15 protein-coding genes are annotated in these 13,735 nt (G+C 68.6%); 7 read left to right on the top strand and 8 right to left on the bottom strand.

Going from position 1 to position 13,735, the window contains the following annotated elements; all coding sequences use genetic code 11:
* Window positions 1–4 precede the first annotated feature (4 nt).
* Window positions 5–979, top strand: a complete 975-nt coding sequence (trxB, locus tag Q9250_RS05110) for a thioredoxin-disulfide reductase (protein ID WP_306233512.1) — start codon at window positions 5–7, stop codon at window positions 977–979.
* Window positions 976–1,287, top strand: coding sequence for a thioredoxin (gene trxA / locus Q9250_RS05115; protein WP_306233513.1), 312 nt, complete (start codon window positions 976–978; stop codon window positions 1,285–1,287). The genes trxB and trxA overlap by 4 nt, the downstream gene beginning before the upstream one ends.
* Window positions 1,288–1,348: 61 nt before the next feature.
* On the opposite strand, the gene Q9250_RS05120 is transcribed toward trxA, so the two are convergent.
* The 8 genes from Q9250_RS05120 to rpmH form a co-directional block, all read right to left on the bottom strand.
* Window positions 1,349–2,398, bottom strand: a complete 1,050-nt coding sequence (locus tag Q9250_RS05120) for a ParB/RepB/Spo0J family partition protein (protein ID WP_306233514.1) — start codon at window positions 2,396–2,398, stop codon at window positions 1,349–1,351.
* Window positions 2,395–3,228 (bottom strand): ParA family protein, encoded by an 834-nt coding sequence (locus tag Q9250_RS05125; protein WP_306233918.1) that lies wholly within the window; start codon window positions 3,226–3,228, stop codon window positions 2,395–2,397. The genes Q9250_RS05120 and Q9250_RS05125 overlap by 4 nt, the downstream gene beginning before the upstream one ends.
* Before the next feature lie 1,554 nt (window positions 3,229–4,782).
* Window positions 4,783–5,391: a 16S rRNA (guanine(527)-N(7))-methyltransferase RsmG gene (gene rsmG, locus Q9250_RS05130; RefSeq protein WP_306233919.1), complete on the bottom strand. Its 609-nt coding sequence runs from the start codon at window positions 5,389–5,391 to the stop codon at window positions 4,783–4,785.
* A gap of 128 nt (window positions 5,392–5,519) precedes the next feature.
* Window positions 5,520–6,008 carry a Jag family protein gene (locus Q9250_RS05135; protein WP_306233515.1) on the bottom strand — a complete coding sequence of 163 codons (489 nt, stop codon included), beginning with the start codon at window positions 6,006–6,008 and terminating at the stop codon, window positions 5,520–5,522.
* Entirely contained in the window at window positions 6,008–6,973 is a 966-nt protein-coding gene (yidC, locus tag Q9250_RS05140; RefSeq protein ID WP_306233516.1) for a membrane protein insertase YidC, read from the bottom strand. The genes Q9250_RS05135 and yidC overlap by 1 nt, the downstream gene beginning before the upstream one ends.
* Before the next feature lie 4 nt (window positions 6,974–6,977).
* On the bottom strand, window positions 6,978–7,280 hold the full coding sequence (gene yidD / locus Q9250_RS05145; RefSeq protein ID WP_306233517.1) for a membrane protein insertion efficiency factor YidD: 303 nt from the start codon (window positions 7,278–7,280) through the stop codon (window positions 6,978–6,980).
* Window positions 7,277–7,603 carry a ribonuclease P protein component gene (rnpA, locus tag Q9250_RS05150; RefSeq protein WP_306233518.1) on the bottom strand — a complete coding sequence of 109 codons (327 nt, stop codon included), beginning with the start codon at window positions 7,601–7,603 and terminating at the stop codon, window positions 7,277–7,279. Before rnpA ends, yidD begins: the two co-directional genes overlap by 4 nt.
* 9 nt (window positions 7,604–7,612) lie before the next feature.
* Window positions 7,613–7,750 carry a 50S ribosomal protein L34 gene (gene rpmH, locus Q9250_RS05155; protein WP_055951440.1) on the bottom strand — a complete coding sequence of 46 codons (138 nt, stop codon included), beginning with the start codon at window positions 7,748–7,750 and terminating at the stop codon, window positions 7,613–7,615.
* Window positions 7,751–8,085: 335 nt separating this feature from the next.
* On the opposite strand from rpmH, the gene dnaA reads away from it, so the two are divergent.
* The 5 genes from dnaA to Q9250_RS05180 all read left to right on the top strand — a co-directional run bounded on the left by dnaA (window position 8,086) and on the right by Q9250_RS05180 (window position 13,706).
* Complete coding sequence (gene dnaA, locus Q9250_RS05160) at window positions 8,086–9,492, top strand: chromosomal replication initiator protein DnaA (RefSeq protein ID WP_306233519.1); 1,407 nt, start codon at window positions 8,086–8,088, stop codon at window positions 9,490–9,492.
* Between the two features lie 573 nt (window positions 9,493–10,065).
* Window positions 10,066–11,208 carry a DNA polymerase III subunit beta gene (gene dnaN / locus Q9250_RS05165; protein ID WP_306233520.1) on the top strand — a complete coding sequence of 381 codons (1,143 nt, stop codon included), beginning with the start codon at window positions 10,066–10,068 and terminating at the stop codon, window positions 11,206–11,208.
* A gap of 31 nt (window positions 11,209–11,239) precedes the next feature.
* On the top strand, window positions 11,240–12,124 hold the full coding sequence (gene gnd, locus Q9250_RS05170) for a phosphogluconate dehydrogenase (NAD(+)-dependent, decarboxylating) (protein ID WP_306233521.1): 885 nt from the start codon (window positions 11,240–11,242) through the stop codon (window positions 12,122–12,124).
* Window positions 12,125–13,219: a DNA replication/repair protein RecF gene (recF, locus tag Q9250_RS05175; protein ID WP_306233522.1), complete on the top strand. Its 1,095-nt coding sequence runs from the start codon at window positions 12,125–12,127 to the stop codon at window positions 13,217–13,219.
* Window positions 13,212–13,706 carry a DciA family protein gene (locus Q9250_RS05180; RefSeq protein WP_306233523.1) on the top strand — a complete coding sequence of 165 codons (495 nt, stop codon included), beginning with the start codon at window positions 13,212–13,214 and terminating at the stop codon, window positions 13,704–13,706. The genes recF and Q9250_RS05180 overlap by 8 nt, the downstream gene beginning before the upstream one ends.
* Window positions 13,707–13,735: the final 29 nt, after the last annotated feature.

Raw genomic sequence — 13,735 nt, forward strand, 5'->3', positions numbered from 1 at the left:
TCCTGTGCACGACGTCATCATCATCGGCTCCGGCCCCGCGGGCTTCACCGCCGCCATCTACGCGGCGCGCGCGAACCTGAAGCCGGTCGTCCTGGCCTCGAGCGTCGAGATGGGCGGCGACCTCATGACCACCACCGAGGTCGAGAACTTCCCCGGCTTCCCGAACGGCGTGCAGGGCCCCGAACTCATGTTCGCGATGCAGCAGCAGGCCGAGCGCTTCGGCGCCGACGTGCGCATGCAGGATGCCACCGAGCTCGAGCTCGACGGCGACGTGAAGCGGGTGTACGTGGGCGACGAGGTGCTCGAGGCGCGCACCGTCATCTACGCGACGGGGTCGGCCTACCGCAAGCTCGGCATCGCCGGCGAGGAGCCCCTCTCTGGCCACGGCGTCTCCTGGTGCGCGACCTGCGACGGGTTCTTCTTCAAGCAGAAGCAGCTCATCGTGGTCGGCGGCGGCGACTCGGCCATGGAGGAGGCGACCTTCCTGACGAAGTTCGCCGACAAGGTCACCATCGTGCACCGCTCCGAGTCGTTCCGCGCCAGCGAGGTCATGCTCGACCGCGCCCGCGCCGACGAGAAGATCGAGTTCCTCATGAACGCGGTCGTCGAGGAGATCAACGGCTCCGAGATCAACGGCACGCAGCAGGTCAGTGGCGTCACGCTGCGCGACACCACGTCGGGCCAGGTCTGGGAGATGCCGGTCGACGGCGTCTTCGTCGCGATCGGCTCCGACCCGCGCACGCACCTCGTGCACGGGAAGCTCGACTTCACGCCTGAGGGCACGATCGCCGTCGAGGGCCGCTCGTCGCGCACCTCGGTGCCCGGTGTCTTCGCCGCCGGCGACGTCACCGACCCCATCTACCGCCAGGCCGTCACCGCCGCAGCGTCCGGCACGGTCGCCGCGCTCGACGCCCAGCACTACTTGGCCGCGTACGCCGTGCCGGCCCTCGTCACCAGCCCCGAGGAGGCAGCACTGTGAAGGAAGTCACCACCGCATCGTTCGAGCAGGACGTGCTGAAGTCCGACAAGCCCGTCGTCGTCGACTTCTGGGCCGCCTGGTGCGGTCCGTGCCGCGCGGTCAGCCCCATCCTGGAGGCGATCGACAACGAGACCGAGAAGCTCGACGTCGTCAAGGTGAACGTCGACCAGGAGCCCGAGCTCGCCATGCGCTACAACATCACGTCGATCCCGGCGATGAAGGTCTTCCAGAACGGCGAGATCGTCAAGGAGATGATCGGCGCGCGCCCGAAGCCCGCCATCGAGCAGGAGCTCGCAGCGTTCCTGTGATCTGACCTGACACGAGAAGGGCCCGGTGGATGCGTCCACCGGGCCCTTCTGCACGCATCGGTCAGTCGTCGGTCGGCTCCGCACCGCCGCTGAAGCCCTGCTCCCCCAGCTGCCCGAGGATGCGGTTGAGGTCGCCCACCGTGGCGAAGTCGATGGTCAGCTGACCCTTCGAGCGGCCGAGCGCGATGCGCACGCGGGTGTCGAGCCTGTCCTCGAGCCGCGTGGCGATCTCATCGAGCCCGTGCTGGACCGCGCCCTTGGTCGGCGCCTTGCGGGGGCTGCGCGTCTGCACGAGGCCCGCGGCAGCCTCCGCCGCACGCACTGAGAGATCCTCATTGATGATCTTCGCTGCCAGCTGCTCCATCGCCTCGGGCGTCGGCAGCGAGAGGATCGCTCGGGCGTGGCCCGCGGAGAGCACCCCGCTCGCCACGCGCGTCTGGATCGGCTCGGGGAGCTTCAGCAGCCGGATCGTGTTCGAGATCTGCGGCCGGCTGCGGCCGATGCGCTTCGACAGCTCGTCCTGGGTGATCGCGAAGTCCTCCATCAGCTGCTGATAGGCGGAGGCCTCCTCGAGCGGGTTCAGCTGGGCGCGATGGAGGTTCTCGAGCAGCGCATCGCGCAGCATCGCGTCGTCCGGCGTGTCCTTGATGACCGCGGGGATGGTCTCGAGGCCAGCCCGCTGGGTGGCGCGCCAGCGCCGCTCCCCCATGATGAGCTCGTAGCGCGTGCCGTCGGCGGCCGGCTCCACCGGGCGCACCACGATGGGCTGCAGCACGCCGAACTCGCGGATCGAGTGCTCCAGCTCGGCCAGGTCGTCCTCGTCGAACGCGGTGCGCGGCTGGCTGGCGTTGGGCCGGATCTCCGAGGGAGCGATGGCGGCGAAGCTCGCCCCCGGGATCTCCAGCAGCTCGTGCTCGTCCTGCTCTCCCGAGAAGAAGACGTCGACCGGCCGGCTCCCGGCCTTCGGTGCTCGCCGGCGACGTGTCGCCGGCGCAGCGGTCGACGCAGCGGCGTCATCCCTCGGGTCGGTGGGCTCGGCGGTCTCGGTGGGTGCGGGACCGGTCGGGATGAGCGCACCGATGCCTCGTCCCAGTCCTGCCTTCTTGCTCATGCCGCTCCTCTGCGTGCGATCTCTGCGGCTGCCTCGCGATACGAGAGCGCACCGGGGCTGTTGGGGTCATAGGCGATCACGGTCTGCCCGTAGCCAGGCGCTTCCGAGACGCGCACCGAGCGCGGGATGACCGCCTCGAGCGTCTCGTCGGCGAAGTGCTCGCGCACCTCGTCGACCACCTGCCGCGACAGCAGCGTGCGGCCGTCGAACATCGTCAGCAGCACGGTCGAGAGGTCGAGCTTGGGGTTCAGGTGCGCCTTGATGCGATTGATGGTGTCGAGCAGCTGCGAGACGCCCTCGAGCGCGTAGTACTCGCACTGGATCGGCAGCAGCACTTCCGTGGCGGCGGTGAATGCGTTGATCGTCAGCAGGCCCAGCGATGGTGGGCAGTCGATGAAGACGTAGTGCGGCGGCTCCTTGTGGCCGTTCAGGAACCCGTCGAGCGCCTCGCGCAGTCGGTGCTCCCGGCGCTCCATGACGGCCAGCTCGAGATCGGCTCCCGCGAGGTGGATGGTCGAGGGGACGACCTGCAGGCGGTCGCTCTGCGGGCTCACTGCGATCGCGTCGGCGAGCGGGTCGCCGTCGATGAGCACGTCATAGGTGCTGATCACGTCGGCGTGGTGATCGATGCCGAGGGCGGTGGATGCGTTGCCCTGCGGGTCGAGGTCGATCACCAGCACGCGCGCCCCGGCCTGCGCCAGTGCGGCCGCGATGTTCACAGCACTGGTGGTCTTGCCCACGCCGCCCTTCTGGTTCACCACCGTGAAGATGCGGGTTCGCGCCGGCAACGGCAGCTCGGCCGATGAGAGCGCCTGCCGTCGGCGCGCCATCGCCGCGAGCTCGCGGGCGATCGGGGTCGTGTCGAACTTTCCCGTGGTCACGCGTGCCTTCCTATCGATGTTTCACGTGGAACATCGCGGCTTTGCGCAGCGCGACGACGGTCCTGAACCGGCTCCCAGTCTGGCGCCTGCAGGCCCGATTGCAAAGTCGAGAGTTGCTCGTGCCTGTCCGGCCTTGTTTCACCTACACACCGTTGTCCACAGCCATGTGGATAACTCGTCGGCGTGTCCCTGCACCTCGAGGTGAGCCTGAAGCCCTGGCCTAGTGGCTCATAATCCGCGGGATCACGCGGAAACTGGGCCATTCGTCACGCCGTTCTGCGACCCTCAGGCTTGGCCAGGCTTCAGCAGTTATGCACATTTCTCCACAGGCACTGCGCACGCCCGCACCCGGCGGGCTCGACCAGGAACAGGGAGCCGAGCCCTCGTCCGCGCTCCTCGCGCCTCGTTTTGAGGGATTGTCTGATCGCCACCACCTGGAGCGGGCCCAGGCGGACTCAACGCCACCGCGCCAGTTCGGCCGTGTTTCACGTGAAACACGGAATGCGGTATGCACCACCCACGGCGACCGGCACAGCTGCGGTGATGAGCAGCAGCACCGCAACCTCATGGAGACGCGCGCATCAGCGTCGAAGGTGTCGCTTGCTCGACGCGAGCTGCTCAGGCGTGCACCGTGGCGGCGCCCAGGGAGATAGATGTTCGCCGCAGTGCGGCCGCCCTTTCGCGATCGCTAGCTCGCTCGGCCCGGCGCGGGTGCGCAGCACTCGGCGACGCGAGGGTCAAACTCGCGGATTCTGAAGCTGCGCCGTCAGCGCGTGCCTCCCTCGCGATCAGCGCATGCCTCCATCGAGCGCAGCAACTCCGGCCACGAGTGATCCCTGCCGACCGCCGACTGATGTGATCGCGATCTGGAATGTTTCACGTGGAACACCGGATCCCATCAGCGCAACGGGCTGCCGCACCGCGCTGGCGGCGGCGCGCCGACAACAGCAGTGATGCTTCACGTGCAACATGCAAGGAGCGACGCTGCTCGGCGCCTGTGTTTCACGTGGAACATCCGCGGCGACCCGCTGGAAAGCTGGCCTGCGGATAGCGTGCGTCTCCACGAAGCGGCACGGGCGGCAGGGTTCGCGGCCAGCATGTGCATCCGGCAGCTCGACAGCGAGGTGCCCGGGGAACGCCTCGCGCAGCTGTCGCGCAGCATGCTGGCTGGCTGCAGCGACCGCCAGCGCCATGTTTCACGTGGAACATCAGCAGCGAATCACATGCGATGCCCGCCTGACCCGCGTTCACCACGCAGTCGACGCACTCCTGCATCGGCAATGCGCGCCCACCGCGCCTGCCGCAACGCGGTGGCGCGGGGCGACACCCCTGACGGAATGCTGGCGAACGGCACGGAGCCGGATCCTCGCGTCGCACGCGGCTCGCGCACCACGCCGACGCCTCAGACCGCCACTCGTCCGCTGAAGCGACCGAAGGTCAGCAGTCCAGCTCGCAGCGCCCCAGTCCAGCGTGCAGCGCTCCCTGGCTCAGGGACCGCGGCAATCAAGGGTCGACGATGGCGCGCACGACCCGGGTGATCTCGAGGCCGTGCTCAGCGCCGAGCTCCAGCACCTCGATCGACGACACCCGGTGCTTCCGGAGCACCTTCGACGCCGCAGCGATCTCGTCCTGTGCTCGGCCGCCCTTCATGAGCAGCAGCTCGCCGCCGCTGCGGAGCAGGGGAGCGGTCAGCGGCACCAGCGTGCGCAGCGCGGAGACCGCACGGGCGGTCACCTGATCGAGGGGGAGGAGCAGGCCGCTGCCCGGCAGATCCTCCGCTCGTGCCCGGACCACCTGCACGTTGTCGAGCCCCAGGCGGTCGACCTCGGACTGCAGCCAGTCGGTGCGACGCTCCATCGGCTCGATGAGCGTCATCTCGACGTCGGGGCGCGCGATCGCCAGCACGAGACCGGGTAGCCCGGCGCCAGATCCGACGTCGCCGACACGACCGTGCAAGAGGGGAGCCACCAGAGCAGAGTTGAGGATATGTCGAGACCAGAGCTGCGGCAGCTCGCGAGGTCCGATCAGACCGAGGGTCTCGCCCTGCGCCGCGAGCGATGCGGTGAACGATCGGGCGAGCTCGATCCGTGCCCCGAACAGCCGCCCTGCGATCGCCGGCTCAGGCTCGACGACTACGGCAGGCTCGACCGCTGCACCTTGCTCGACCGGCGCAACCGGGTCGAACGACGCAAGCGGGTCGAACGGCGCCGAAGGCTCGACCGGCGTGGGAGTGCCGTCGGTCACGACGATGCGGCAACGATCACGATGTGGCGGTCGGCGCCCTCGCCCTCCGAGTCGCTCGCCAGCCCGTGATCGCGCACGAGGTCGTGCACGATCTTGCGCTCATACGACGACATCGGCTGCAGCGGCACACGGTCGGCACCGTCCGCGATCGCGGCAGCAGCCTCGTCGACGACGACCTGCAGCTGCGCGGCGCGGGCATCCCGTGAACCCGCGACGTCGAGCACCAGCCTCGAGAACTCGCCGGTCTGCTGCTGCACGGCCAGGCGCGTCAGCTCCTGGAGCGCCGCGACGACGTCGGGCTTCGAGAGGTCGCCCAGATCGTCGCCGGCCTCGCCGACCACGATGGTCGTGCGCATCTCGGTCTGCTCGATCTCGATGTCGCCGTCGAAGTCGGCGATGTCGAGCAGCGCCTCGATGTAGTCCGCGGCCACCTCGCCCTCATCGGGCGTCGCGTCGGTCTCTGCTGCCGCCTGCTGCTCGGTCATCAGTCGTCCTCTCGCTTGGACTTGGGCTTCTTGGAGCGCGGCTGCTGCCGCTGCGTCCGAAGATCGATCTCGGCCTGCGTCTCAACCGCGACCGCCTCGTCGGCCGGCGGCAGACCCATCCGCTGCCGCTTGCGCGCCATGCGCGCCTCGCGGGCCAGAGCCGCCTCGGAGCCGGGAGTCGGGAGCTTGCTGATGATGATGAGCTGCTGCACGAGCGTGTAGATGTTGGAGACGAGCCAGTAGAACATCGTGCCGAGCGGGAAGAGCCAGGCCGAGACGAGCAGGAACACCGGGATGATGTACAGCAGCACGCGCTGCTGCTTGTACATCGGCGACTCCTTCATCGCCGGCGTCTGGTTCTTCGTCATGATCTGCAGCTGCGTGTAGAACTGCGTGGCGCACATGATCAGCGTCAGCACGATCGACGTGATGATGACCGGCACATTGGCTTCTTCGAAGCCGGCCTGCATCGTCATGTGCAGCGGCACCACGTCGAACAGCGTCGACTCGCTGAACTTGATCGCGAGGTCCTGCGTGAGCAGGCCCACACCCGGCTTGCGGTTGTTCGCGTCGGTCAGCACCTGCACCAGACCGAGGAAGATCGGCATCTGGATGAGCAGCGGGAGGCAGGACGCGAAGGGGTTCGTGCCGGCCTTGCGGTAGGCCTCCATGGTCTCGCGCTGCATGGCCTCGCGCGAGAACTGATCCTTCTTGCCCTTGTACTTCTTCTGGATCCGCTGGATCTCGGGCTGGATCTCGAGCGACTTCCGCGACGAGACGATCTGCCGGACCGTGAGCGGGATCATGGCGCTGCGGATCACGAGCACGAGCCCGACGATCGAGAGCACCCAGGTCAACCCGGATCCAGGATCGCCGCCGAGCGACGTCACGATCCAGTGGAAACCGACGAGGATCGCCTCGATGACCCACTTGATGGGCCACATCAGCAGGGCGAAGATGTCCAAGCTGTCACTGCTCCTTGCGGGCGAGGACGAACCCCGCTCGAGTCGTTGCGAACCGCGACCGCGGTTCAGGGATGTCGTCCACTCCGCCGGCCGCCCACGGGTGGCAGCGCAGGATGCGTCGAGCGCCCAACCAGATGCCGCGCACTGCACCGTGCTGCTGGATCGCCTGGAGGGCGAACGACGAGCAGCTGGGGTAGTAGCGGCACACGTCGCCGTAGAGCGGTGAGATCACCGCTCGGTAGACGACGAGGATCGCGACGCAGATGTTGCGAGGAACCAGTCCCAGCCTCAGCAGGCCCTCACTCATGATCGTTGCTCCAGCAGCGGCGCGATGCCGGCCTTCAGTGTAGCGAAGTCGGCCTTCCCGGCCGCCGGGAGCGCTCGGATCACGATGTCGGTCGCCTCGATCGTCGGCAGCTCCTCGCGCACGATCTCGCTCAGCCTCCGCTTCACGCGGTTGCGGACGACAGCGTTGCCCACCTGCTTCGACACGATGAACCCGAAGCGGGCGACTGCCGCTTCGGGTTGCGCGCGATGCACCACCGCGAGGGGTCCGCCCGCGCGGCGACCGGTGCGCACGATGCGACGGAAGTCACCGCCGTGCACGATCCGGTTCGCCTTCGCGAGCACCGCCTGGGTCTACGCCGAGAGCTCGGTGCGACCCTTGGCGCGGCGTGCGGCCAGGATCGAGCGGCCGGCACGCGTGCGCATGCGGAGGCGGAAGCCGTGCTTCTTGGCGCGACGGCGGTTGTTCGGCTGGAACGTGCGCTTGCTCATGGTGAATCTCCCGTGGTCCGGCGCGATTGCGCCGCAAGATGTGGTGGCCGAGCTGGCAGGCTCGCCGATGCGCCGCACGACGGGCGCGGCAACCTGACAACCATACGCGAGACTCAGCCTCCGGTCAACGGCGCGAGGTGCCCGATGCCGCCACGCCGAGCTCATGACAGCAGGACTTGCAAGCAATGCGCTATGCGTGCAGACTCGTGGAATCCGCGCCGCGGCAGGTGCCCGGGGATCACCGCAGCGACCGCACCACATCACCCACAGCACATGTGGATAATGGTGTGGAAAGACGCACCCCAGCACCGCCTGCACAGAGGAACCGCATACCTATGGCCCCGGACGACCGAACCGGACAGCTCTGGTCCTCCGTGCTCTCCACGCTCGAGGGGGACAGCCGGATTCCCCCGTCGTTGCGCGGATTCCTCGACCTCGTGGAGCCGCAGGGCGACATGGCCGGCGTGCTCTACCTCGAGGTTCCGAACGACCTCACCCGCGACATGCTGGAGCAGCGGCTGCGCTCGCCGATCACCGAGGCGCTTGTGGAGAACGCTGTGGAGATCTCCTCCTTCAAGATCGTCGTGAACCCGCAGCTCGACCGCGAGCCGCTGCCCGATGTCATCGATGATCCGCGGGCCGAGCCCGTCGTCGCACCGGTGCAGAGCTACGAGCGCGACAGCTCCGACTCGTCGGCACGGCGTGTCGACTCGCGGCTCAACCCGAAGTACGTCTTCGAGAACTTCGTCATCGGCGGATCGAACCGCTTCGCGCACGCCGCGGCCCTCGCCGTCGCCGAGACGCCGGCCAAGGCCTACAACCCGCTGTTCATCTACGGCGACTCCGGCCTCGGGAAGACGCACCTGCTGCATGCGATCGGGCACTACGCCGAGGGCATGTACCCCGGCATCCAGGTGCGGTACGTCTCGAGCGAGGAGTTCACGAACGACTTCATCAACTCGATCGCCAACAACCTGAACCAGTCCTTCCAGCAGCGCTACCGCGAGGTCGACGTGCTGCTCATCGACGACATCCAGTTCCTGCGCGGCAAGGAGTCGACGCAGGAGGCGTTCTTCCACACCTTCAACACGCTGCACGACCACAACAAGCAGGTCGTCATCACGTCGGATGTGGCGCCCAAGCACCTGCAGGGCTTCGAGGCCCGCATGGTGAGCCGCTTCGAGTGGGGGCTGATCACCGACGTCACCGCGCCCGACCTCGAGACCCGCATCGCGATCCTGCGCAAGAAGGCCGAGGCCGAGCGCATCCAGATCCCGCCGGAGGTGCTCTCGGTCATCGCCGACAAGGTGCAGTCGAACATCCGCGAGCTCGAGGGCACGCTGATCCGCGTGACAGCCTTCGCGAGCCTCAACCGGCTGCCCGTCACGATGGAGCTGGCCCAGACGGTGCTGAAGGACCTCTTCTCGTTCGACGAGGAGGCGGTGGTGTCGCCGAGCGACATCATCAGCCACACCGCCGCCTACTTCCGGCTCTCGGTCGACGACCTGCACGGCTCGTCGCGGTCGCAGACGATCGCGCTCGCCCGGCAGATCGCCATGTACCTCTGCCGCGAGATGACGAGCATGTCACTGCCGAAGATCGGCCAGCTGTTCGGCAACCGCGACCACACCACGGTCATGTACGCGAACAAGAAGATCGAGAAGCTGATGCAGGAGCGTCGCTCGGTCTACACGCAGGTCACCGAGCTGACCGCCCGCATCAGGCAACGCGCGGGCGCTTGAGGTGAGAGGCCATTGCTGGCCTCTCACTGCGCCCTGCGCCCTGCGCCGACGCCCGTCCCGGGCGTGGGTCACTGCTGCGTCGCCATTCCCGTCGCGCCGCCCTCCGCATCCCAAGCGGCCTCCGCGACGCGCACCATCCCTCGACGACCACACCCAACCCTCAACGTGCACTTCATGTGATTCGGATGTGGAGCGCGTGGGCGAGCCTGTGGACAACGCGACCGCGACCTGTGGAACTCGCGCCCCAGCGCATCCGCCCGTCTCCACCGTCTGTGGATGCGCGTCAACAGCGGCTCTACAACTTCCACGGTTGTAGTTCCCAGCGTTCCCACGGCGAGGACGCCATCGATCCACAGGTTGCACAGACGTTATGAATGACAGAGATCGTTTCGAGAGAGATTTGGGCGAGCTGCCAACCATGACCGTCGGCGGCCCGATCGGCGTCCGGGGTCGGAATGGCGAGCCTGTGCCAGAATCGACACCGCCGTGCTCTGCGGCGCGGCAATCTCGCAGCGCCTCGAGCGCCGAAGGAGGATCCCCCGTGAAGAAGCACGCCGTCAAGAAGGTCGCGCAGTGAAGTTCGTCATCAATCGCGATGTCTTCAGCGACGCCGTGTCGTTCGCGGTCAAGCTGCTGCCGCAGCGGCCGACGATGCCGATCCTGAGCGGCGTGCGCATCGAGTCCACGGCCGACGGCGTGGTCTTCTCGTCGTTCGACTTCGAGTCCTCCGCCCGCACCTCGGTGGCTGCCGACGTCGAGGGCGAGGGTGTGGTGCTGGTCTCCGGCCGGCTGCTGAGCGACATCGCGGCGAAGCTGCCGCAACGCGAGGTGCGGGTCGAGGACGACGGCACCAAGGTCATCCTGCGCTGCGGCAACGCGCAGTTCTCGCTCGCGAAGATGCCGCTCGAGGAGTACCCGACGGTGCCGACCGTCGAGGGCCGCACCGGCGTCGTCGAGGGCAAGGCGTTCTCGGAGGCCATCTCGCAGGTGGCGATCTCGGCATCGCGCGAAGACGTCACGCCGGTCATCACCGGTGTGCAGCTCGAGGCCTCGGAGCACACGCTCACGCTCATCGCCACCGACCGCTACCGCGTCTCGGTGCGCAGCATCCCGTGGGACGCCGGCGATCAGACCGAGGCGCTCACCTCGCTGGTGCCGGCCCGCACGCTCGTCGAGGTCGGCCGCACCTTCGGCAGCGCCGACCGCATCGAGATCACCATGAGCGAGGCGGGGGAGCGGCAGCAGATCGCGTTCTCGACCGCCGATCGCACGGTCACCAGCCTGCTGATCAAGGGCAACTACCCGCCGGTGCGCCGGCTCTTCCCCGAGCAGGTCGAGCATCACGCGGTCGTGAGCACCTCCGAGCTCGTCGATGCCACCCGTCGCGTGCAGCTCGTGCTCGACGCCGAGGCCGCGATCCGCTTCACCTTCAGCGAGGGCCAGGCGCAGCTCGAGGCGATCGGCTCCGAGCAGGCGCAGGCCTCCGAGTCGATCGACGCCGTGCTCGAGGGCGACGACATCGTGCTCTCGATCAAGCCGCAGCTGCTGATCGACGGCATCCAGGCCACCCACTCGGAGTTCGTGCGCGTCTCGTTCACGCACTCCGAGAACACGAACAAGCCCGGCCCCATGCTGATCCGCGGGCAGACGTCGCGCGACGACGCCGAGGCGACCGACTTCAAGTACCTGCTGCAGCCCAACCTGCTGCTGCGCTGACCCGCGACACACGTCGCGACGAGGGGGCACCATGACGCACATCGGACTGATCGGGCTCGGCAAGATGGGCGGCAACATGCGCACCCGTCTGCGCGACGCCGGCATCGACGTCACCGGCTACGACCGCAAGCCCGAGGTGACCGACGTCGCGAGCGTCGACGAGCTGATCGCTGCCCTGCCCGCGCCCCGCACCGTCTGGGTGATGGTGCCGGCGGGCGAGATCACGGATGCGGTGGTCACCGAGCTGGGCGAGAAGCTGTCGGAAGGCGATCTGGTCATCGACGGCGGCAACTCGCGCTTCACCGAGGATGAGCGGCACGCGGCCCAGCTGGCCGAGCGCGGCATCCGCTTCGTCGACGTGGGCGTCTCCGGAGGCATCTGGGGCCTCGAGAACGGCTACGGCCTGATGGTCGGCGGCGACAAGGCAGACGTCGAGGGGCTGCTGCCGGTCTTCGACGCGCTGCGCCCTGAGGGCCCGCGCGAGGAGGGCTACGTGCACGCCGGCCCGACCGGCGCCGGTCACTACGTGAAGATGGTGCACAACGGCATCGAGTACGGCCTCATGCAGGCGTACGCCGAGGGCTTCGAGCTGCTCGAGCGCAAGGAGCTCGTGCACGACGTCGCCGGCAGCTTCAAGGCATGGCAGCGCGGCACCGTCGTGCGCTCCTGGCTGCTCGACCTGATGGTGCGCGCCCTCGACGAGGATGACGACCTGTCGGAGATCGAGGGCTACGTCGACGACTCGGGCGAGGGGCGCTGGACCGTCGAGGAGGCGATCGCCAACGCGGTGCCGATGCCCGCGATCGCGGCGTCGCTCTTCGCGCGCTTCGAGTCGCGTCAGGACGACAGTCCCGCGATGAAGGCGGTGGCCGCGCTGCGCAACCAGTTCGGCGGCCACGCGACCAAGAAGGCATAGGTGCGCGTCAGCCGACTCGCGCTGACCGACTTCCGCAACTACCGCGCGGCGGACGTCGCGTTCGAGCCCGGTGCGAACCTGCTCGTGGGCCGCAACGGGCAGGGCAAGACCAACATGGTCGAGTCGCTCGTGTGGATCGCGACCGGGTCGAGCCACCGCGTGCCCGTCGACACCGCCCTCATCAGGGCGGGGGAGCAGCAGGCGATCGTGCGCTGCACCGTCACCAACGACGAGCGCAGCTTCCAGCTCGATGTCGAGCTCAACGCCCGCGGCGCCAACCGCGCGCAGGCCAACGGGCAGAACGTGCGCATCCGGGATCTGCCGCGCTACCTGCAGGCGGTGCTGTTCAGCCCGGAGGATCTGCAGCTCGTGCGTGCCGATCCGGCCGGTCGGCGCAGATTCCTCGACGACCTGGCCGTCATGCGTGCGCCCCGGCTCGCCGGCGTGCACAGCGACCTCGACCGGGTGCTGAGGCAGCGCAACTCGCTGCTGAAGAGCGCTCGCGCGGCGCGGCTGCGGCCCGACGACCTGACGACGCTCGAGGTCTGGGACGGCCGGCTCGTCGACCTCGGCCTCGAGGTGCTGCGCACCCGTCGCGCCCTGGTCGCCGAGCTGGCGCCGCACGTCGACGCCGCCTACCGGCTGGTCGCGGGCGACGAGCACGAGGCGCGCATCGCGCTGACCACCAACGTGCCCGACTCGGCCGAGGCGTTCCACGCGCTGCTCGCCGAGCGGCGCCGCGACGAGCTCGACCGCGGCGTCAGCCTGGTGGGCCCGCATCGCGACGACCTCGACCTGCAGCTCAACGACCTGCTGGCCCGTCACTACGCCAGCCACGGCGAGTCGTGGTCGTTCGCGCTGGCGCTGAAGCTCGCCTCGGCCGAGCTGCTGCGCGACGGCTCGGGCGGCGATCCGGTGATGATCCTCGACGACGTGTTCGCCGAGCTCGACGCGGGCCGTCGGCGTCGCCTGGCCGAGGCGGCGGCCGGCTTCGAGCAGGTGCTCATCACCGCGGCGGTGGAGGACGACGTGCCCGAGGCGCTGCGCCACCACCGCATCCGCATCGACGGGGGAGAGGTGATGGCCGATGCATGAGCTGGCGAAGACCGAGCCCGAGCGCGTCTGGTTGCGGCTGAAGGCGAAGTTCGGCGACCCGGCGATGGTCACGCGCGACGGCCGACGCCGTTCGAGGCGCGACCCGGATGCGTCGGTGCCGTTCGGGAAGGGACGCGATCCGCGGGCGCTCGGCGACGTCATCGGCGGCTTCGCCGACGACCGCGGCTGGACGACGACGCTCGCGCGCGCCGACGTGATGACCCACTGGCCCGAGCTGGTGGGGGAGGAGAACGCCGGACGCACCGAGCCGGTCTCGTTCGAGGAGGGCGTGCTCACCGTGCGCTGCGCATCGACGGCCTGGACGCAGCAGATGCGCATCCTGCGCGCCGAGACGACCACGCGCATCCTCGCCCGGTTCCCGGAGTGCGGGCTGACGTCGGTGCGCTTCATCGGTCCGGACCTGCCGAGCTTCAGCAGGGGCCGGCGCTCGGTGCCCGGTCGGGGTCCGCGCGACACCTGGGGCTGAGCGCGCGAGATCGGCCTGTGCGCCCGGGT

Origin of the sequence: Agrococcus beijingensis (assembly GCF_030758955.1) — a bacterium.
GTDB lineage: Bacteria > Actinomycetota > Actinomycetes > Actinomycetales > Microbacteriaceae > Agrococcus > Agrococcus beijingensis.